The sequence below is a fragment of the Cohnella sp. CFH 77786 genome (assembly GCF_019400745.1).
Classification (GTDB): Bacteria; Bacillota; Bacilli; order Paenibacillales; family Paenibacillaceae; genus Cohnella.
This window is the reverse complement of record NZ_WJIB01000008.1, coordinates 45,355-66,513: the sequence shown is the minus strand read 5'-3', so window position 1 is coordinate 66,513 and position 21,159 is coordinate 45,355. Positions and strand designations below refer to the sequence as shown.

Below are 21,159 nucleotides of genomic sequence, written 5' to 3'. Positions count from 1 at the left end.
GCGATGACCCATTACGATTTCGACCGCGTATCCATCCGCACCGGCACTTATTCGTACAAATGGGACCAGTCGGAGAAGCTTTTCGGGCATAAGGACGTGCTGCCTCTCTGGGTCGCCGACATGGATTTCGAACCGCCGAAGGAAGTCGTCGAGGAAGTCGTCCGCCGGGCGCAGCTCGGGGTGTACGGGTATACGATCCGTCCGCCGGAATATTTCGAAGCGGTCAGCGGCTGGATGAAGCGCCGTCACGGGTGGGACATCCGCCACGAATGGCTGTCCTCGTCCACGCCGGGAGTCGTGCCCGCCATCAGCGTGATCGTTCAGGCGTTTACGCAACCGGGAGACAAGGTGATCCTGCAATCCCCGGTATACTACCCGTTCTATGAAGTGATCCGGATGAACGGACGGACGATCGTGGACAATCCGCTCACGCTTCGGAACGGCCGCTTCGAAATGGACTTCGAGCTGCTGGAGCGCCAAGCCGCGGACGGAGCCAAGCTGCTGCTCCTCTGTACGCCGCACAACCCCGGCGGCCGGGTGTGGTCGCGCGATGAACTGGTCCGCGCGGGCGAGATCTGCCTTCGGCACGGCGTCCTGATCGTTGCCGACGAAATCCACCACGACCTGGTGTTCCGAGGACATCGCCATGTACCGTTCGCGTCGATCCGGGATGATTTCGCCCAGCATTCGTTCACGCTCGTCGCGCCGAGCAAAACGTTCAATCTCGCGGGGCTCCAGTCCGCCTTGGCCATCGTTCCGAATGACGAGCTCAGACGCCGGTACAACACCGCGGTAAAAACATTGTCTCTGCACATGGAACCGTACTTCGGTATCCCCGCGCTGATCAGCAGCTACACGCACGGAGACGAGTGGCTCGAGCAGCTGATCGATTACCTGGAGGGCAATGTGCAATTCCTGCTCGATTTCGTTAAGGAACGTCTGCCGGAAGTGCAGGTCGTTCGGCCGGAGGCCACTTATTTGGTGTGGATGGACTGCAGCGCGATTTCGCGGGAGCCGGCCGACCTCAAGAAGTTGATGTTCGAGGAAGCGCGCGTTGCGTTCTCGGAAGGCTCGGTCTTCGGCGGCCAAGCGGCCGGCTTCCTGCGCGTGAACGTCGCTTGCCCCAGAGCTACGCTGGCGGAGGCGCTGGGACGGTTCGCGAACGCGGTCCGCGCGAGAAAACCGGTATAACGTTTCGAATTTTCGACAAGGAAAGACATAATTTGCTATCCCTTCGCAAAAGTGTGCTACAATAGTTGAAACAACCTGGACAGGATGATGGACGACGTGACCTCTCCCAAGCTTTTCGAACGGATCGCGAGCGGGCTGAAGCTGTTTCTCCCGGACCGCGCCATCAAATTTTTTCCGCCGGATTTTACGCTGCGGCGACCCGTTCTTTCCCTGATGGAAAAAAGCCTAGACGAGACGGGAAAATGCTGGCTGGCTTTGTTCCGGCTGGAGTTTTCCCGTTTGCAGCATGAAGTTCCGGATGAAGCATGGGAGAGGTTCCGCGAGGCGGCGCGTCGGCACTTAAGGATCAGCGCCGCCCTACAGCTGAGCACGGACGAACTGGTCGTGTTGGATCAATTCGACCGGACGGACTACGTTCTTCTGTTTCAGATATCGCAAGCGGACGATCAATCCGGGAACGGCATCCCTCAAGCGATGAACGAGAAACTCGAACGGATCCGCTCCGCGCTGGAAGTCGGCCTGCAGGGCGCCGTCCCCGAATGGCGGAGGAACGTTAAGATCGTCAAGGCCTGCGCGCCGATTGCCGGGTCAACCCCTGCCGCGGAGCCTGCCGATCGACTCTCGGAAGCCTACCGGCTCGCTCTCGCTCTCGCTACGCACCAGTTGACTCCCCAAACGGAGGTCCTGCGCAAGCAGCTCGAGCAGCTGCTGGAGCGGGAAGCCGTGTCCGTTCTCGCGCAACCGATCATGAACCTGACAAGCGGAGACGTGCACGGTTGGGAAATCCTGACGCGCGGACCGGCCGAAAGCGCGTTTCACATGCCGGACGAGCTGTTCCGGATTGCCTCGCAGACCCGCCTGTTGAGCCGGTTGGAATTCCTGGTCGTCAGCCGGGCGCTCGAGGAGGTGGCCTCCCGGGGAATCCGGGAGCCGGTGTTCCTGAACGTAACGGCGGTGACGCTTGCGCATCCGCTGTTCCTTTCCCACGTGCTCAAGTGTCTGGAGCGTCATCCCGGGCTGACAGCTTCCCAAATCTACTTCGAGATCACCGAACGGCACGAAGTGTCCGACTTGGAGGCGATGGCGGAAATCCTGTCCTCGTTCCGCAAACGCGGTTTCCGCTTCGCCGTAGACGATGCGGGCGCCGGCTATTCGAGCCTGCAGTGGATCGGCGAGCTCGTCCCCGAGCTGATCAAAATCGACCGCTCCGTGATCCGCCACGTTGACCGCGTCGCGATCAAGGAAAGCATGCTGAAGGCGCTCATGTCGATTGCCAAGGAGATGAACTGCGACGTGGTGGCGGAAGGCGTGGAACGCGAGGAGGAAGCGGACGTGCTGTTCCGCTTGGACGTCGGCATGGGACAGGGCTACTATTTCGCGCGGCCGAGCGCGCTTCTCGAAGAGCATGAACGCGGCATGTTCCAGGAAACCAAGGAACGGATTCAGCATCGAAGAGGCCAAGCGGCTTCCTAAAATGGTGACGAAAAGCGCACACTTGGGGTGCGCTTTTCGTTCTGCCAAACGGCTTCATGATGACGGTCCGCACCCAGTATGGTACGATGGGAAGGACTAAGGGAACCCGTTTCGTTTCCCGGGAGAGGGAGGATACGACAATGAGCCATATCGACCGTATTTTAGAAGGCGCTCTCCAAGGCAGAAGGTTGGAGAAAGACGATATCGTCGCTTTGTTCGAGTCGGATGAAATCGAGAAAATGGGCGACACCGCCAACCGGCTGATGATGAAGAAACATCCGGAGCCGATCACGACGTTCGTCGTGGGGCGCAACATTAACTATACGAATATATGCGACGTGTACTGCCGGTTCTGCGCGTTTTACCGTGCGCCGGGGTCCAAGGAAGGGTACGTGCTGCCCGACGAAGTCATCTTTCGTAAAATCCAGGAAACGGTCGATGTCGGGGGAACCGAAATCCTGATGCAAGGCGGGACGAACCCGGATTTGCCGTTCGACTATTATTTGAATTTGCTGCGGGAGATCAAAGTCCGGTTCCCGGACATCACGATGCACTCGTTCTCGCCCGCGGAAATCCGCAAAATGCAGGTCGTAGCCGGCAACATTCCGATTGAGGACGTGGTGAGGCGGCTGCACGAAGCGGGACTGGATTCGCTGCCGGGCGGAGGCGCGGAGATTCTCGACGACCGGACCCGTTCCAAAATCAGCAAGCTGAAGGGCTCCTGGCGGGATTGGATGGACGTGATGACGACCGCGCACAAAATCGGCATGAACACGACGGCGACGATGGTCATCGGCTTCGGGGAATCGATGGAGGAGCGCGCGCTGCACCTCATCCGCGTCCGCGACGCCCAGGACGAATGCCTGAACAACGGGTATCCGTCGCCGGGATTCCTGGCTTTCATTCCGTGGACGTTCCAGCCGGAAAACACGAACATGAAACGCGAGAAGGCTACGCCCGAGGAATATTTGAAGACGCTCGCGATCAGCCGGATTGCGCTCGATAACATCGACAACTTCCAATCGTCGTGGGTGACGATGGGGCCGGAAATCGGCAAGCTGTCGCTGTCTTACGGGTGCAACGATTTCGGCAGCACGATGATCGAAGAGAACGTCGTTTCCGCAGCCGGTACGACGCATAAGGTGAATATCGGCTCCACGCTTGACATTATTCGCCAAGCGGGCAAAATCCCGGCCCAACGAAACACGAAATACCGAATCTTGAAAGTTTACCGCGAAAACGACACGGTGGCTCGCGATTTCGTGATGCAGAACTGACCGTTTCGCGAAACGGAGACACAGACGGCAAAAAGCCCGCGGGAGGAAGTTCCTGCGGGCTTTTTTTTCATCATTCTTGCGTGATTCGGGTTCTGCGGATTGATGGGGAATCAGTCCCTGGCAATGGACGCGGCGACCGACGCGGCGGCCGACGCGGCGGCCGTGCCGCTATCGATCGTCTCGGCCGCGACGGTGCGGTTCTTGCCCGTCCGCTTGGCATGGTACAAGGCGGCATCGGCTCCCTGAAAGAACCGCTCCTTGCCCATGCCGGGCACGTAACGGTTAACGCCGACGCTGACGGTTACGGCTAGCCCCCCTAAGGAATCATGCGGCGTTTCGGCGACGGTTCGCCTGATTTCCTCTACGGTATCGAATGCCGCGGGATAGGCCAGTTCGGTGAACAGGATGACGAACTCCTCCCCTCCGTACCGGGCGACGAAGTCGTTGGGCCCGACTTTCGAACGGGCGATGGAAGCCACTTCTCGTAGAACGTTGTCCCCGGCCCGGTGGCCGTACGTGTCGTTTACCTTTTTGAAATTGTCGATATCCATTACGGCGATCTGCAAGTGGAGTAAGCCTTTTTCCGCCTGTTCCACCAGCTTCTCCACGAACTCGTGGTACGCCATGTGGTTGTAGGTATCCGTCAGCGCGTCCGTTTTGGCCAGTTTGTCCATCATGATATTGCGGACGAGCAGTTCCTGATTGGATTCGTAGGAAGAACGCAAATGCCGGAGCGTCTCCCGTCCGCGCGCCAGCACGCCGAGCGCGATGCCGCTGTAGATCGCGAGCAGGACGGTGATGCACAACAAGTCGATAAAGCTCATGCTCCGGTGAATTTCCGGAATGACGGCATACAGGAAAAACAGCGAGGCGAACGTGGCTGCGATGGCGAAGGCCAGCTTTTTATATTGAAAATAAAAAATACTGATCATGTTCGGAAAACAAAGAAAAAAGAGAAGATAATCCAAGGTCGTGTGGATGGAAGTGACGATAAGGGCAAGCAATGAGGCTGTCGAGATGAGAACGTAATCGTGCCATTTCGGAGAGAGGAGTCTCACGCTGGCTTCCGCGGTCAGAACGGCGGCAAACATCAGGCTGGTCGGCAGGGCGATATACTTCGGGAAAAATTCCGACCGCGGGAGTTCGGATGCGTGCAGCATGTACAGCAGTTCCACCAAAACCGAGAGAAAAATGGTGACCCAATAACCGGAAAGGAGAAGACGGTTCCATCTTTTCTGATTGAATTCCATGGATGGCAATGACATCTTTACCTTCCCCTCGGCAGGATCAGTATTAATAAAATATACCATAGCCGCTCCCCCATCGTATATCCCTTTTTGGGTCACCATATAGTTAGTAACAAGCACTGATGACGGGGGGTGCGCATGATGAAGCGGGTGGAATTCCTGGTGGAGCGCGGGCATGATCCGAGCTCGCTTGAACGGCTTGCCGTGATGCTGAACCGGGCCATCATGGGACCGGAACGCGCCGTTGACGCGATGCAGTGGGAATTGTCGGGAGAGGACGGGTTTATCCGTTTCCAATTTCCGCTCGGCCCCGGCCCGGCTGCCCGGAAAAGTTCTTGCGAGCAAGTGGGGCGCGTGCTGGCCGATTTTACGCTGACCGAACATGAACCGCAGCTGTTGCGCCGTCTTTTTCAAGTCCGTTACGGCATCGAGGACCCCGTGGAAATGGACGCGCTCATCGCGGAAACGGTATCTCTGCTGGACGGGCATGGGGATCCCGATCAGCCGTGGCCGGGGCGGGAACGCGAGAACCGGCTTCGCAAGCTCACCGCCCGCTTCGCCTCTTTTTTGGCCGACCATGACAAGCTGCACGTGGACGGGTTTATCCGTTTCCGCTTGGGCGACTACCGCGCGGAAGTGGTGGAAGCGGCGGAGACGGCCATGGAAGAGCGGCTGATGGAACGGCAGTACCAAGAGTTCATGGATTTGCTGAGGTCGATGGTGGATTGGCAGCAGACCGGGATCGAGGCCGTGCACGTCCTGCATGCCGGAGGACATGCCTTTCGGCTGCTGGACGAAGACATGCGGCCGCTAGAGCGCTCGGATCAACACGCGGCGGAGAACCAGGATGATGAAGAGGAAAGCCTGCTCGTCAGCCGCCTTCTGGCCGTCTCTCCCGGGCAGCTGCATATCCATACGCCGGAACCGGATTCCCAAGTGATCCGTACGCTGATCGGGATTTTCGGGGATCGGGCCGCCTTGTACCCGCATAACCCGTAACCGGAATACGCCGGCAAGCTCCCCTCAAGCGCCGGCTTGACGGAGTCGCGGCGGCATTGCTATAATGCTGACATATCTTTTTCGCACTGCAATCCGAAAATGACGAACAGCGACGATAAAGACACGGTCCCTTCGCACGGACGGCCCAGAGAGAGGAAACCCGGCTGAAATTTCCTCGCGCACCGGCAAGCGGATTACCCCTTTGGAGCTGCGCGGTTGAACCGTCCGGTGATTGCCGGAAGCGGAGTAAGCCGCAACGGATCATTCCCGTTATCGAATGCGCCGAGGGCCGCAATTTCGGACCATCCCAGCGGGATGACCGATTCGGCCGAATCAGGGTGGAACCACGGGCCATACGCAGGCATCGTCCCTTATGAGACGGTGTCTTTTTTATTTTCGGAGGAAGGTGTGAATCCCCAGAGGGAAGGAGAATATTCGCATGGTACAAGTCAAGCTGCCGGACGGAGCGGTCCGGGAATACGATGCCGGCGTAACGGTCCACGAGGTGGCGGGATCGATCAGCCCGGGACTTCGCAAAAACGCCGTGGCGGGTAAAATCAACGGGAAAACGGTGGATCTGAATACGCCGATTTCGGAGAACGTGTCGCTTGAAATCTTGACGCTTGACCAAGCGGACGGGCTCGAAGTGATGCGCCACAGCACCGCCCATTTGATGGCGCAGGCGATCAAACGCCTGTTCGGCGGGGACCGCGTGAAGCTGGGCATCGGTCCCGTGATCGAGGACGGCTTCTACTACGACATCGACCTGGACCAATCGATCACGCCGGAGGATTTGGGTCGGATCGAGCAGGAAATGGAGAAGATCGTCCAGGAAGATTTGCCGATCGTTCGCCGGGTCGTGAGCCGCGACGAGGCGATCGCGATTTATGAGAAAGTCGGGGACCCGCTCAAGCTGGAGCTTATCCGCGACCTGCCCGCCGATTCCGTCATCACGATATACGATCAGGGCGAATTTTTCGATCTTTGCCGCGGTCCCCATTTGCCATCCACCGGTAAAATCAAGGCCTTCAAGCTGCTGAGCGTGGCCGGGGCGTATTGGCGCGGCGACAGCAAGAACAAGATGCTGCAGCGCATCTACGGCACGGCGTTCGCCAAAAAAGCCCAGCTCGACGAGCATCTCCATTTTCTGGAGGAAGCGAAGAAACGGGATCACCGCAAGCTCGGCCGGGAGCTGAAAATGTTCTCCTTCTCCCGGGAGGTCGGCCAAGGCTTGCCGCTCTGGCTGCCCTATGGCGCCAAGCTGCGCCGCACGTTGGAACGCTACATCGTCGATCTGGAAGAGCGGCTGGGTTACCAGCATGTATACACGCCGGTTCTCGCCAATGTGGATTTGTACAAAACATCCGGACACTGGGAACATTACAAAGACGATATGTTCCCGCCGATGGAGCTGGACAACGAGGAGCTCGTTCTTCGTCCGATGAACTGCCCGCACCACATGATGGTGTACAAGAGCGACATGCGCAGCTACCGCGACTTGCCGCTTCGCGTCGCCGAGCTCGGGACGATGCACCGCTACGAGATGTCCGGCGCGCTCACGGGGTTGCACCGCGTGCGGGCGATGACGCTGAACGACGCCCATATTTTCTGCCGCAAGGATCAAATCAAGGAAGAGTTCACGCGCGTCGTGAACTTGATCCGCCAGGTTTACGAAGATTTCGGCATCAAGGAATACCGTTTCCGGCTGTCGTACCGCGATCCGCAGGATAAGGAGAAATACTGGCCGGACGACGAAATGTGGGAATCGACGCAGCGCATGCTCCGCGAGGTCGTGGAGGAGCTGGGACTACCGTTCTTCGAGGCCGAAGGGGAAGCCGCGTTCTACGGACCGAAGCTGGACGTGCAGATCAAGACCGCGCTGGGCAAGGAAGAAACGCTGTCCACTGCGCAGCTCGACGTGTTGCTGCCGGAAAGGTTCGAGCTCGAATACGTCGGCGACGACGGCAAGAAGCATCGTCCCGTCGTCATCCACCGGGGCATCATCAGCACGATGGAGCGCATGACCGCGTTCCTGCTGGAGAACTTCGCCGGCGCATTGCCGCTTTGGCTGTCTCCGGTGCAAGCCAAGGTCATTCCCGTCAGCACGGCTTACGAACCGTATGTCCGCGAGGTGGCGGAGAAGCTGCAAGCGGCCGGGATCCGCACGGAATCCGACCTGCGCAACGAGAAGATGGGGTACAAGATCCGCGAAGCGCAGCTGGAGAAAATTCCTTATATGCTGATCGTGGGCGAGCAAGAAGCCGCGAACGGCACCGTGTCGGTCCGCCGGCGCGGAGAAGGTGACCTTGGCGCGCAAGCGCTGGACGATTTCATCGCCCGGACAACCGGCGAAATCGCGGCGAAACGGGTCGATTGACCGCTGGTTATGGAAAATATTCTCTTTTCATCGGGCCTGTGATAGAATAGGAATACCTATTTTCCCGTCCGATGAGGAGTGACCCGTTCCATGAGTATCCTCCGCAACTCGGAAGTTCCCGCGGCGTTTTCGTCCGAAGAAGCCGTGTTGGCCGAGATGTACCGGCAGATGCTGAAAGTCGCCCGGCGCAAATTGTACGACAAGAGCGAAGCCGGAGATATCGTGCAGGAAGCTTGGGTTCGCATCTTGGAACGCCAATCGTCGCTTCGCGAAGCGGACAAACTGATTCCGTGGGCCAAATCGATCGCCTTCAACCTGGCTTCGAACGCCAACCGGGCGAACAAGGCGCAATCCGTCTACGACAGCTATGCGCGTTACTTATCGGATTCGGTTCCGAGTCCGGAGCTCATCGCGGAGCTGTCCGACCTGCTCGGCCGGCTGGACCCGACGACGAGAACGCTGCTGCTGTACAAGTTTTATTACGGCTTCAAGGACGACGAAATCGCGGCCGTCATGGACGTGCCCGTAGGCACGGTGAAGGCCAGAATCCACCGCAGTAAAGCGAGGCTTCAGCAAGCGGAGCGGGAGGAGAGAAGAGCTTCGAACGGTGACGCGAACCGAACGTTCGCTACCTAATGACAATAATTATTCGTGTTTTGGAGGGATCCCCGAGGATTCCTCTTTCTTTTTGTCGCAACGGTGTCTATAATGTTAGAATAACTTACACCAATTGTCGAGAATACGCGACGGAGGGGAGCCAAATGGCGTCACAATGGGCACGTCTATTCCGCTCGAATCATTCTGCCGTTCCTCAAGAGACCGTTCCATCCTCCGAACCGGAAGCGCTCCGGCGGATGGCGGACGAGGCTCTCGTCATCGCGGACAGGCTTGGGGCCGCCGTTTCGGAAGTCGACGGCAGCATGGGACAGCTCGGGATGCTGGCCGACAAAGCGGCGGAGAAGGAAGACCGACTCCGCCGGCACAGCAGCGGCGCAATGGAATCCCTGAAGGAGGCGTTCTCTTCCCTGCAGGAGGTTGCGGGTGCTTCCCAGGAAATCCGCGTCGTTTCGGAAGAAATGAGCTTGCTGAGCAACGAAACGAGAGACGTGGTCATCGATGTCTGCCGGTCGCTGCAGCACACGGACGACGTCATGAACGACCTCTTCGTCAACCATGGAACGATGGAGGAACGGGTCAACGGCCTGATCGCCCAAGCTTCCAAAATCGGGGAGATCAATGCGCTCATTCAGGAAATCGTCGCCCAGACTTCCCTGCTCGCCTTGAACGCCGCGATCGAAGCCGCCCATGCAGGCGAACACGGAAGGGGCTTTTCGATCGTCGCGTCCGAGATCCGCAAGCTTGCCGAACAGAGCGGACAAGCGGTCAAACGCTCTTCCGCCATCGTGCACGAGATCGAAACGGGCATTCAGAGCGTCGTGAGCTCCGTGGATCGGGAGAAGCAGTCCGTTGCCCGGGGGCTCCAAGAGATGGGCAAAATGCGCGGCAGTATGGACGAGATTTTCAATTCCATTCACAAGGTGGACCGGCAGGCGGGCCGGACCCTGCACTATGCCGCCGAGCAGGCGGACAGGACGACGGCGGCGAGTGGGCGGCTGGAGGAAGTCGTCGAAGCGGTCGGGCTCACTATGAAGAGCGTGGAGGACACGCTTGAGCAGAACCGGAGGCAACGGGCGGAAATCGACAATCTGGGCCGGGTATCCGCCGAGCTGAAGGAAGCCGCGGCCGAATTGACCGAATCGGTTCGGAACGCGGGAGCGAAAGCTCGCATAACCGGCGTTTCCGCCGATACGTCGAAGTGGATCGAGATGCTGCGGGCCGTTGCTGAGGATCCGGGGGTGACCGGGATGGACGCAGGGCGGCATCGGGAGATTCTGGGGGCTGCGCTCAGCCGGCTTCCGGGGATGGAAGCGATATGGTCCAACCGGAGCGACGGTTCCTTCGTCTTCTCCGAGCCGGAAGCCGGATTGCTGAACGCCCGCGGGCGGGAATGGTGGAAACGGGCGATGGCGGGGGAAGCGTACGTGTCGGACGTGTACGTATCCGCGATTACGAAGCGGCCCTGTCTGACAGTCTCCATGCCGATCCGGGGGCCCGAAGGCGTCGTGGTTGGCGTCGTTGGCATCGACATTGTGGTTTCTTGACAATAAACCTGACATAAGTGTTCTCAAACGGCCGAAAATCCATTACAATAAGGGAAATTGTGATGAAAGTTAACAAAAATGACGGCAGGTGAGAATACGTGACGGAAGCCACAATCTCCACGCAGCCTTTGTCCGCCGTAAAGAGGAAGACCGCGGAGGTGCACTCTTTGCTGGCCGCCCTCATCGCCAAGCGGGAGCAGGAAATCGTGGAAATCGAGCAGATGGTGGAACGCTACGAGCGCCGGCTCCGGAAGGAAGAGCAGGCCTACCGTTCGTTGTCGCCGCTGCGAAGGATGCTCAGCGGGAAGAAGCCGGATCATCATTTGGCGGTCGAATATATCCATTACGTCAAGAAACCGATGGAGAAGGCCCGTCTTCTGCGCGAAGAGATCGATCGGTACCAGGAGATGCTGGACGGCTCCATCCCGGCCGACTTGCCGGATACGTGGGTCTGACAACGATGTAGCTTTGCTTTGCGAGCCCGCCTCCCTTGCGGCCTTCCCGCGGGAGTTCGGGCTTTTTGACTCGGGTTAGAGTGCCGCAACCCGGTCTGCTGAGTGCTGCAACCCGGAAAAACCCGGTTAGAGCGCCGCAAAGCGGATTGCTGAGCGCTGCAACCCGGAAAAACCCGGTTAGAGCGCCTCAACCCGGTCTGCCGAGCGCTGCAGCCCGGAAAAACCCGGTTAGAGCGCCTCAACCCGGTCTGCCGAGCGCTGCAGCCCGGAAAAACCCGGTTAGAGCGCCGCAACCCGGAATGCTGAGCGCTGCAGCCCGGAAAAACCCGGTTAGAGCACCGCAACCCGGTCTGCTAAGCGCTAGGCTTCAGCCCAAACGAAGACGCGGCAGATAAAGTTCTGCCGCGCTCCCCAACAGCAATCCACAATCTCGCAATCCACAATCTCGCAATCCACAATCTCGCAATCCACAATCTCGCAATCCACAATCTCGCAATCCACAATCTCGCAATCTCAGGTGATTGATGCCTTGCTTGATTGTGTTAGCAATTTTTGTTTATAGCGTATTCTTTGTTGCTAGGTGTTTGGTGCTCGGTACTCGGAACTCGGCACCCGGTACTCGGTGCTTGGTGTTTGGTGCTTGGTGTTTGGTGTTTGGTGTTTGGTATTTGGTATTTGTATTTCGGTGCCCGGTGCTCGGTGTTAGTATTTCGGAACTCGGTGCTCGGAACTCGGAACTCGGCACCCGGTGCTCGGTGTTTGGTGTTTGTATCTCGGTGCTCGGAACTCGGTGCTCGGAACTCGGAACTCGGCACCCGGTGCTCGGTGTTTGGTGTTTGTATCTCGGTGCACGGAACTCGGTGCTCGGAACTCGGTGCCCGGTACTCGGTACTCGGAACTCGGCACCCGGTGCTCGGTGTTTGGTGTTTGTATCTCGGTGCTCGGAACTCGGCACCCGGTGCTCGGTGTTTGGTGTTTGTATCTCGGTGGCACGGAACTCGGTGCTCGGAACTCGGTGCTTGTTGCTTGTTGCTAACCGATCACGACTTGCGAAGGTTCTCCACGTCCAGGAAGTCGTGCTCCTGGCTGTAAGCGGGTACGCCGTGGATGCCGACGTCCAGCCCGATCAGTTCCTCGTCCCGGGATACGCGAACGGGCTTGAAACGCTGGATCAAAGCGAACACGCCCCATGTCAGCGCGAAGCCCCATACCGCCACGACGGCGAGTCCCAGTGCCTGAACGCCGAGCAAGTACCAGCCTCCGCCGTAGAAGAAGCCGGCGTGGGCGGCCGTTCCCGGAACCGCGAACAAGCCCACGGCGAGCGTACCGATGCTACCGCTGATGCCGTGCACCGCGAAAGCGCCCACCGGATCGTCGACGCCTCTGGTCTCGAGCCACTCGCTGGCCAGCACCATCACGATGCCGGAGACGGCGCCGATCAGGATGGCGGCGGCGTCGGACACGAACGCGCAGCCGGCCGTGATGCCGACGAGCCCCGCCAGTGCTCCGTTGATGGCCATCGGCGGATCCGCTTTCCGGTAACGGAGCATCGTGAACAGAATGCACGCGGCGCACCCGGCCGCGGAAGCGAGCATCGTGGTGACGGCGATGTGGCCGATCGATTCGTTGGTCGCGCTCAGTGTGCTGCCGGAGTTGAAGCCGAACCAGCCGAACCACAGGATGAACGCGCCGACCGAGGCGAGCGGCAAGTTCGAAGGCGGAACGATGTTCGTTTTGCCGCCCTCGCCGAACCTTCCGATCCGAGGGCCCAGGAAGATCGCGGCCGCCAGCGCGGCGAATCCGCCCAAGGCGTGGATCGCGGCCGAACCGGCGAAATCGATCATGCCGAGCTTCGCCAGCCATCCTCCTGGCGACCAGATCCAATGTCCCGATATCGGGTAGATCAGACCGCACATGATGAGCGCGTAAACGATATAAGCGCGAAAATGGATGCGCTCGGCGACGGCCCCGGATACAATGGAAATAACGGCGATGACGAAGGCGCATTGGAACAGCCAATACGTGTCATGGGAAATGTTCAGCTGCAGATGGGAAAGGTCGCCTCCCAAGAAGAAGCCGCTCGAACCGATCCAGCCGCCGGCGTCCTTGCCGTACATGAGCCCGAACCCGATGGCGTAGAAGATCAAGGCGCCGAAGGAAATGTCGACGAACACCTTCATGATGATGCTGACCGCGTTTTTCTGCCGTACGAATCCGGCCTCAAGCAGAGCGAATCCGCCTTCCATCAGCAAAATCATGGCTGCCGTCAACACGACCCAGACCGTGTCCAGGCCTCTGGATAAATCCGCTAATTCCATGTTTCCAACTCCTGTTATGTTATAGAAACCTTACATAAAACAATGAAATTCGCCCTCATTATATCGGTGACATTCTACAATGTCAACGAAACGCGTTATGATTATTGACATGGATAAGCATGGAATCGGGGCAGGATCTCCGTCTGCAGACGGAGACCGCTTTCCACCCCGCGCCGCTGTCGGACCGCCGGAGGTTTCCCTTATACTGAGGACAACGAACATCTATCTTGCGACCATCGGAGGTTTACCTTATGCAACCGTCCTTTCTTCACCGTCTGTTCTGGGGAATCGTGCTGGTCGCCGTCGGCGTCGTGTTCCTGCTCAACCAGACCGGCGCGGTTTCGATCGGCATCGGCGAATTAATCGGGACGTTCTGGCCGGCTTTCATCATTCTGTTCGGCTTGCAGGGGCTGCTCATTCAACGATCGGGCGGCTCTCTGTGGAACATCATCGTCATTCTGGTCGGCGTTGTCTTCCTCGGCCGGAACATGGGGTGGTTCGAGTGGGAGCTGAAGGATCTGTTCAGCATGCTCGGCCCCCTTGTCCTGATCCTGTTCGGAATCGGCATGATTGCGAAGGGGGCCAGGCCGCGCAAGGAACGGAGCGGTGACGACCGCCCAAGCTACGGCTGGAATCCCGTCACTCCGCCGCCTGTACCGAACCCGCCGTCCCCCCCGCAGGGACCGCCGCCGGCGCCGCCGCTTACGGACGATCCGAACGCTTCTTTTACCGGCCATTCGCCGGAAAATCCGCCCCCGCCGCCGAAACCGGATTCGGGAGCGGCTCCGAACGAAGGCGCCCCGGTTTTCCGCGATCTTCGCCATGATCACAGCCTTAACCGCCGGCATGAACATTCTTATGAGCGGCTGCACGATAAGATGGAACGCCACGCAGAGCGTATTCGCGAAAAAATGGAGCGTCACGAAGCGCGAATGCGCGAGAGGATGGAACGCAGGGCAGAACGCTGGGAGCGGCATCATCACCACGGGAATTGGGGTTGGAATCCGAACGCCGCCCAGCATAACCGCTTCATCGGCGACGTGCATGTCGGCCACGATTACTGGGAGCTTCGGCCGATGAACATTTCCCTATTCATCGGGGATACGACGCTGGATTTGACGAAAGCGCAAATCCCTCTCGGCGAAACGAAAATTCATGTCTCATGCTTCATCGGCGACGTGAAAGTGTTTGTCCCCAATGATCTCAGCGTCGGAGTGCAAGTCGTCTCCAGCAGCCTGATCGGGGACGTCCGGGTATGGGACCACAAACGCGGAGGGTTCTTCAACCATATGTCCGTGGAAACGCCAAGCTATTCCGATACGGATAAACGGATCGTCTTGATTGCCAGCGCGTTCATCGGCGATGTCCGGGTGACGAAGGTAGGGTAACCGCATGATGCGTCTCGTTCGCAACGGGAAATGGGAAATGGCGATTTATTCGGGTGTCTCCACCCTTGTCATGATGATGCTCGTCTATTTCGGCTGGGTCGCCGTGACCCGGCACGCCCCGAGCATGGAAGCGTGGCTCAGCTGGACAGTCCTTTTCCTGCTCGTCCAGATGGCGGTCGCGTACATGTTCGGCCACCGGAATCAGCGGCGGCTCGACCAGCTGCAGCTCGCTTTCAAACAAGCGGCCGCCGGCAACTGGAACGCGCGGCTGCCCGAACTCGGCCTTGACGCTTATGCGGGCGTGTACCGGGATTTCAACGGCATGCTCTCCCTCTTGGAGGACAGGCTGATGCTGCTTCAGCGTCTGGGCGAGCGGGACATCACGGAAGAGGCGGCTTCCAAAGAAGCCGCGGTATTGGAGGAGCGCAAACGTCTCGCCCGCGACCTGCACGATACCGTCAGCCAGCAATTGTTCGCTTTGCATATGTCCGCGTCCTCCTTGCCGAAGCTGCTGCAGAAGGACGAAGAACAAGCCCGCAAACTGATGGACCAATTGATCGCGATGTCGTCTTCCGCGCAGCGCCAGATGCGGGGACTGATCGCCCAGCTCCGGCCGATGGAGCTGCAGGGCAGGACGCTTGCGGAAGCGCTTGAACGGTGGTTTCCGGATTACTGCCGCCATAACGGTCTGCAAGGCACGCTGGACATCCAGCTCAAGTCGCCGCTGTCGGAAGCGAAGGAGCATCAGCTGTTCCTCGCGATCCAGGAAGCGATGGCCAATGTGGTGAAGCATGCGGAAGCCCAGTCGGTTCGGCTGCTGCTGGGGGAAACGGAGCACCAGGTGAGCTTGCACATTGAAGACGACGGACTGGGCTTCAAGCCGGACCAAGTGCGGGAAGGCGCCTACGGTTTGTCCACGATGAGAGAGCGCGCGCTCAGGTTGGGCGGCGAAGCCGAAATCGTGACCAAGCAAGGAGCGGGCACGCGGGTCCGCATATGGATTCCCAAGTTCGGCATGGAGAAAACGGACGAAGCTAATCGGGGGAGAGATGGACAGTGACGGCACCTGAAGCGAACGTGTGGAACGTGATGATCGTAGATGACCATGAAATGGTCCGCATGGGGCTCAAAACGTATTTGATGCTGGATTCCCGGTTCGAGGTCATCGGCGAAGCCTCCGGGGGCGAGGAAGCGGTGCGGAAGCTGACCCAAGGCGGCTGTGGCGGCAAAATGCCGCACCTGGTCCTCATGGACCTCATGATGCCGGAAATGGACGGGGTGGCCGCGACCCGCGCGCTGCTGCAGAGGTTTCCCGAACTGCGCATCATCATTCTCACCAGTTTTCTGGAGGACGAAAAAGTCGTCGAAGCGATCGAGGCGGGGGCGGTCAGTTACGTGCTTAAAACGGTGTCCGCTGACGAGCTGATCTATGCGATGCAGGGGGCGCTGCGGAACATGCCGGTCATGAGCGGGGACGTCTCGCAGGCATTGACCCGCGGATTGCGCAAACGGTCCGTGCAAGACGAAGACGAAGGTTTGACGGAACGCGAGCGGGAGGTTCTTCTGCTCATCGCGGAAGGAAAATCCAACAAGGAAATCGGGGACGAGCTGCATATCAGCGTGAAAACGGTCAAAACGCACGTCAGCAACCTCCTCATGAAATGCGAGATGGAGGACCGTACCCAGCTCGCGATTTACGCCCACCGCAAAGGATGGGTCAAAGAGGGATAAATGGGCGCGAAATCGGAAACGCTGATGCTTAAAGGGGGATAAGCATGTTTCCGATCTCTTCGCCTTTGACATCGCAAGTGCAGGAATTCGTCCCCTTCCGCAGCGCCGCCGCCGAACGGGGCTTCACCCTGGGCGGCAATTGGGATTACGACCACGGTTCGTTCGATTGCGCCTTGGACGAGGCCAAGCAAGTTTGGCTCCGGCTTCCTTTCGAAGTGACGATCGGAAATTTGGACAGCGAAACCGAGGAAAACGACGCGAAAATCCGATTCGGCGAACCCTACGTGCTGAAACACGTTTATAATGAAGGCTTGGACCGGGAGGCGCATCCCCGGGGGATGGGGGCCATGCTCGACCAATTCTCCGATCCTGTCGACCCGGACGACGGCATCGAGCCCCATTGGATTGAACAGGCGAAACGGAAGATCAGAGAAATCGAGGGCATTTTCCCGGCATAGACGAAATGGACCCGCGCAACAAGAAGTCGCCCGAACCGCGTTCCGGCGATTTTTTGTTTGGGGCTTCTTTCGTGCTCGCCTGTTTTTTACTTCGTCTTCATTTCGGTTTAAGATAGTTTTAAGGTTCGGGCTTCAAGATAGAGTCAAGAAGAAGACAGCACGGCGCGATGACGAAGCGCCAAGGAGGAATGGGACATGGACGATCAAAATAAAAAGCCGGATGAGCTGCAGGGATTTTCCCATAACGAAGATCAAACGAGAGAGCGGCAAACGGATTTCCGCACCGAGAGGGACGATCCGTACGCGGGCATCCGCCGAGAGTCCGAGCCGTATACGTTCGGTCCTTTCGGCCGAACCCAGCCTTATGAAGCGGGAGCCGCTCCCGGGCAAAGCGATCCGGAACAGGCGGAAGTCGTGCCGGCCAGCAGAGAATACCGCCCCTTCACGGTTTCGGGCGGCGTTCGCGGAGGCGCTTGGCAATCCCCGCCGAGAAGAACCTCGCTGCGCGCCCTCTTCGCCTCCTTCATGGTCGGCGTCGTTGTCGTCGGCGGCTTGATGTTCGCGGCGGACCGCGGCAACTGGTTCACCCAGGAAACGTTCGCGGCATCCTCCCAGGGCGAGACGGCCAAAGCCGCAAGCGTCCCGGTGAGCAACGCGGTGGACACCGTGAGACCGAACAATATCGCCAAAATTTTCGAGCAGTCGTCCCCGGCGGTCGTCAAGATCGAAACGTACGTCAAAGCGAATTCCCGCAGAAGCAACAGCCAAATGGACGACTTGTTCCGCCAGTTTTTCGGGGAAGATCCGGGAAGCGGAGATAACGGCGGCGACAATGGAAGCGACAACGGAGGGTCTTTGCAGGAAAGCGGAATGGGTTCCGGCTTCCTCTTCGAATCGAACGGTTATATCCTGACCAACCAGCACGTCATCGCGGACTCGGACGATATCGAAGTGACGGTCGTCGGCCACAACAAGCCGTTTAAAGCGAAGCTTCTCGGCTCCAGCTACGACTTGGACCTGGCGGTGCTGAAAATCGAAGGCACGGGCTTCCCGACGCTGAAGCTGGGCGATTCGAGCAGCTCCAACATGGGCGACTGGGTCATCGCGATCGGCAACCCTTACGGCTTCGACCATACGGTCACGGTCGGCGTCCTCAGCTCCAACGAGCGCGAAATCAGCATCCCCGATTCGCAAGGAACGCGGAATTACCAGCATTTGCTGCAGACCGACGCTTCCATTAACCCGGGCAACTCCGGCGGACCGCTGCTGAATCTTCAAGGCGAGGTTATCGGCATCAACACCGCGGTCAGCTCGCAGGCGCAAGGGATCGGTTTTGCGATTCCGACGAGCACGATCAAGGAAGTGCTCGACAATTTGAAGAGCAACAAGGCCATTCCGAAGAAGCCGGTTCCGTTCATCGGAGCGACGCTCATGACGGTAACCCCGGAAATCGCCGACAAGCTGGGTCTCAGCGGGCAGACGGGTTCGCTGGTACGGGATGTCGTATACGGCTCGCCTGCCTACAAGGCCGATTTGAGGGCCTATGACGTGATCACGGGCATGGACGGCACGGATTACAAGGACAACGAGAGCTTAATCGCCGCCATTCAGAAGAAGAACGTAGGCGACAAGGTGAAGCTGCACGTTATCCGCAACGGACAGAAAATCGATATCACCGTACAAATCGGAGATAAAAACCAATTCACGAACAACGACTTCAACCAACAATAACGAAGGATCGAAAAACGCGGGACGGTTCGGTGACGGACCGCTCCCGCTTTTTCCGTATATCGAGTAAAATAAGGCAAGTGCGCGCGTAGGAAGGAAGGTAGCGGATGAGGCCCCACATTATGGTGATCGACGATGACGAGAAAATCACTTCGCTGCTGCGGCGGAGTTTGGCTTTCGAAGGCTATGAGGTGACGACCGCTTCGGATGGAGCCGAAGGGCTGCGGTTGCTTGGCCAGCGGCAGGCCGATCTGGTCGTGCTGGACGTCATGATGCCGAAGCTGGACGGTTGGGAGGTATGCCGGCGGCTGAGGGAAGCGGGCATCGTTGCGCCCGTGCTGCTGCTGACGGCCAAAGACGAGGTGCAAGACCGGGTCAAGGGCTTGGACCTCGGCGCCGACGACTACTTGGTGAAGCCTTTCGCGCTCGAGGAATTGATGGCGAGAATCCGGGCTCTGCTTCGACGCCGGCCGGAACAAAGCGAAGAGGACGGGCGGCTCCGGTATGACGATTTGGTGCTGGACACGGGCGCCCGGGAAGCGATCCGGGGAGACCGGCGCATCGATCTGACGGCCAAGGAGTTCGATTTGCTGCACCTGTTCATGCAGAATCCGAGACGGGTGCTGTCGCGCGACCAGATCATGGAGCGTATCTGGGGATACGATTACAGCGGGGAATCGAACGTTCTGGAAGTTTACGTCGCCATGCTGCGGCAGAAACTGGAGGAGCAAGGCGGCAAACGGCTGATCCAGACCGTTCGCGGCGCCGGGTACGTGCTGAAAGGGGACAGCTGAAATGTCCATCCGGCTCAGGTTGACATTATGGTACTCCGGTCTGCTGGCCGTGGCGCTGGTGGCGTTCGGAGTCGTCATTTATACGGTCGTTTACCGAAACACGATGAACGATTTGAAGAAGCAGTTGACGCAACTGGCGCTCAGCACGGATGTTTCCTTGACTCAGTTCGGCTTTCGCAGCCGAGCGCCTCGTGGATATGACCCCAACAGCATCTATATCCAACTCATCAGTTACGTGGATGACAAGAAAGGTACAGTCACTCAGAAAACCGAAAATATGGCCCAAAATGACCGGAGAGATGAGTTAACGTTTCCCCACCCCGACATCATTGACGCGGACCAGGACTTCTCCCGCACGGTAATCAACGGAATGCCCTTTTTGGTTTATCAAACGCCGCTTTTCCTGGATTCCGGCAGGCTGGTCGGATTGCTGCAAGTCGGGGCGTACACGGGGAAAGAAGAGCACTTATTCTCTCAACTCCGTACGATTCTTTGGATCGCGGGCGTGATGGGACTCGCCGCGGCCTTCGCTCTCGGCATGTTTCTGTCCCGCAAGGCGCTGCGTCCGATCAACCGGGTGACGGAGGCGGCCGAACGGATCCAGAGCGGCTCCGAGCTCGGTCACCGGATTCCAAGGGAGAAACCGAACGACGAAATCGGCAGGCTCACGGACACGCTCAACAGCATGCTGGCCCGGATCGAGAAAGCTTACAATCACCTGGAGGAAACGAACGCGGCGCAGCGGCGTTTCGTATCCGACGCCTCGCACGAGCTGCGAACTCCGCTTACGACGATCCGCGGCAACATCGACCTCCTTCACAAAATATGGACCGCGGACGAAGGGGCGGAGGAGCGTATGGCCTTGTCGCCGGCCGAACGGAAGGAGATGTCCCTTGAGGCGGTTCGGGACATCGCGGACGAAGCGCGCCGGATGAGCAGCCTGGTGGGCGACTTGCTGTCGCTGGCCCGCGCGGACGCGGGTTACGAGATGGAGATGGAGCCGATCCCTCTGCGGCAGCTGGTGGACGAAGCCGCGCGGCGCGCGTCGTTCCTGCCCCGGCAGGCGGAATGGAACATCGGGCCGCTGGATGCGCTGGAGGACGCTTGGGTCAAGGGGAGCCGGGACTATTTGCTTCAATTGCTGTTTATTCTCATAGAGAACGGATTCAAATATACCCCGGATGGGGAGGTAAGGCTGTTTGCCGTCCGCGACGGGGAAAGGATCGGTCTCGTCGTCGGAGATACCGGCATCGGCATTCCCGCGGAGGATCTGCCCCATATCTTCGACCGCTTCTACCGGGCCGACCCTTCCAGGGGTCAGACTTCCGGTACCGGACTGGGTTTATCGATCGCGAAATGGATCGCGGACATGCACAAAGGCACCTTGGACGTGAAATCGACTCCCGGCGTTGGGAGCGCGTTTACGCTATGGCTGCCTCTGCAGGAGAAACCCGTGTCAGAATGACCGGGAACCGGTCGACTTTTCCCGCCGCGCGGAATCGGCTATAATGGTAACAACCGCACGCTCAGCCGACGCGGGAGTTCCCATCGCCGCATAGGC

General features: G+C 58.8%; 17 protein-coding genes. 15 read left to right on the top strand and 2 right to left on the bottom strand.

Annotation, left to right across the window (positions count from 1 at the left end; translation table 11 throughout):
* Positions 1-3: 3 nt before the first annotated feature.
* The 3 genes from GE107_RS12805 to mqnC all read left to right on the top strand — a co-directional run bounded on the left by GE107_RS12805 (position 4) and on the right by mqnC (position 3,941).
* Complete coding sequence (locus GE107_RS12805; RefSeq protein WP_219640370.1) at positions 4-1,191, top strand: MalY/PatB family protein; 1,188 nt, start codon at positions 4-6, stop codon at positions 1,189-1,191.
* 96 nt (positions 1,192-1,287) lie between these two features.
* On the top strand, positions 1,288-2,664 hold the full coding sequence (locus GE107_RS12800; RefSeq protein ID WP_219640369.1) for an EAL domain-containing protein: 1,377 nt from the start codon (positions 1,288-1,290) through the stop codon (positions 2,662-2,664).
* A 140-nt stretch (positions 2,665-2,804) separates the two neighbouring features.
* Complete coding sequence (gene mqnC, locus GE107_RS12795) at positions 2,805-3,941, top strand: cyclic dehypoxanthinyl futalosine synthase (protein WP_219640368.1); 1,137 nt, start codon at positions 2,805-2,807, stop codon at positions 3,939-3,941.
* A 110-nt stretch (positions 3,942-4,051) separates the two neighbouring features.
* Here the strand turns inward: mqnC and GE107_RS12790 are convergent, their stop codons facing one another.
* The gene (locus GE107_RS12790; RefSeq protein ID WP_219640367.1) at positions 4,052-5,206 is read right to left on the bottom strand and encodes a GGDEF domain-containing protein; all 1,155 of its coding nucleotides are present in this window, start codon (positions 5,204-5,206) and stop codon (positions 4,052-4,054) included.
* Positions 5,207-5,326: 120 nt separating this feature from the next.
* Between GE107_RS12790 and GE107_RS12785 the strand changes: the two genes are divergently transcribed.
* From GE107_RS12785 to GE107_RS12765, 5 genes are all read left to right on the top strand, one after another.
* Positions 5,327-6,187 carry a putative sporulation protein YtxC gene (locus GE107_RS12785; RefSeq protein ID WP_219640366.1) on the top strand — a complete coding sequence of 287 codons (861 nt, stop codon included), beginning with the start codon at positions 5,327-5,329 and terminating at the stop codon, positions 6,185-6,187.
* Positions 6,188-6,626: 439 nt separating this feature from the next.
* A complete protein-coding gene (thrS, locus tag GE107_RS12780; RefSeq protein WP_219640365.1) occupies positions 6,627-8,564 on the top strand; it encodes a threonine--tRNA ligase in 1,938 nt (645 codons plus the stop codon).
* 90 nt (positions 8,565-8,654) lie between these two features.
* Complete coding sequence (locus tag GE107_RS12775) at positions 8,655-9,200, top strand: RNA polymerase sigma factor (RefSeq protein ID WP_219640364.1); 546 nt, start codon at positions 8,655-8,657, stop codon at positions 9,198-9,200.
* A 125-nt stretch (positions 9,201-9,325) separates the two neighbouring features.
* A complete protein-coding gene (locus GE107_RS12770) occupies positions 9,326-10,726 on the top strand; it encodes a methyl-accepting chemotaxis protein (protein WP_219640363.1) in 1,401 nt (466 codons plus the stop codon).
* A gap of 98 nt (positions 10,727-10,824) precedes the next feature.
* Positions 10,825-11,181: a hypothetical protein gene (locus tag GE107_RS12765; protein ID WP_219640362.1), complete on the top strand. Its 357-nt coding sequence runs from the start codon at positions 10,825-10,827 to the stop codon at positions 11,179-11,181.
* 1,040 nt (positions 11,182-12,221) lie between these two features.
* Here the strand turns inward: GE107_RS12765 and GE107_RS12760 are convergent.
* Positions 12,222-13,499 carry an ammonium transporter gene (locus tag GE107_RS12760; RefSeq protein ID WP_219640361.1) on the bottom strand — a complete coding sequence of 426 codons (1,278 nt, stop codon included), beginning with the start codon at positions 13,497-13,499 and terminating at the stop codon, positions 12,222-12,224.
* Positions 13,500-13,750: 251 nt separating this feature from the next.
* Between GE107_RS12760 and liaF the strand changes: the two genes are divergently transcribed.
* The 7 genes from liaF to GE107_RS12725 all read left to right on the top strand — a co-directional run bounded on the left by liaF (position 13,751) and on the right by GE107_RS12725 (position 21,063).
* Positions 13,751-14,887: a cell wall-active antibiotics response protein LiaF gene (gene liaF / locus GE107_RS12755; protein WP_219640360.1), complete on the top strand. Its 1,137-nt coding sequence runs from the start codon at positions 13,751-13,753 to the stop codon at positions 14,885-14,887.
* 4 nt (positions 14,888-14,891) lie between these two features.
* Positions 14,892-15,947, top strand: a complete 1,056-nt coding sequence (locus GE107_RS12750; RefSeq protein ID WP_370636401.1) for a sensor histidine kinase — start codon at positions 14,892-14,894, stop codon at positions 15,945-15,947.
* A 29-nt stretch (positions 15,948-15,976) separates the two neighbouring features.
* Positions 15,977-16,618: a response regulator gene (locus tag GE107_RS12745; protein WP_219640586.1), complete on the top strand. Its 642-nt coding sequence runs from the start codon at positions 15,977-15,979 to the stop codon at positions 16,616-16,618.
* Between the two features lie 44 nt (positions 16,619-16,662).
* Positions 16,663-17,076 (top strand): YugN family protein, encoded by a 414-nt coding sequence (locus GE107_RS12740; protein WP_219640359.1) that lies wholly within the window; start codon positions 16,663-16,665, stop codon positions 17,074-17,076.
* A gap of 195 nt (positions 17,077-17,271) precedes the next feature.
* Entirely contained in the window at positions 17,272-18,807 is a 1,536-nt protein-coding gene (locus tag GE107_RS12735; RefSeq protein ID WP_219640358.1) for a S1C family serine protease, read from the top strand.
* Positions 18,808-18,911: 104 nt separating this feature from the next.
* Positions 18,912-19,598 (top strand): response regulator transcription factor, encoded by a 687-nt coding sequence (locus GE107_RS12730; RefSeq protein ID WP_219640357.1) that lies wholly within the window; start codon positions 18,912-18,914, stop codon positions 19,596-19,598.
* A gap of 1 nt (position 19,599) precedes the next feature.
* The gene (locus GE107_RS12725; protein WP_219640356.1) at positions 19,600-21,063 is read left to right on the top strand and encodes a sensor histidine kinase; all 1,464 of its coding nucleotides are present in this window, start codon (positions 19,600-19,602) and stop codon (positions 21,061-21,063) included.
* Positions 21,064-21,159: the final 96 nt, after the last annotated feature.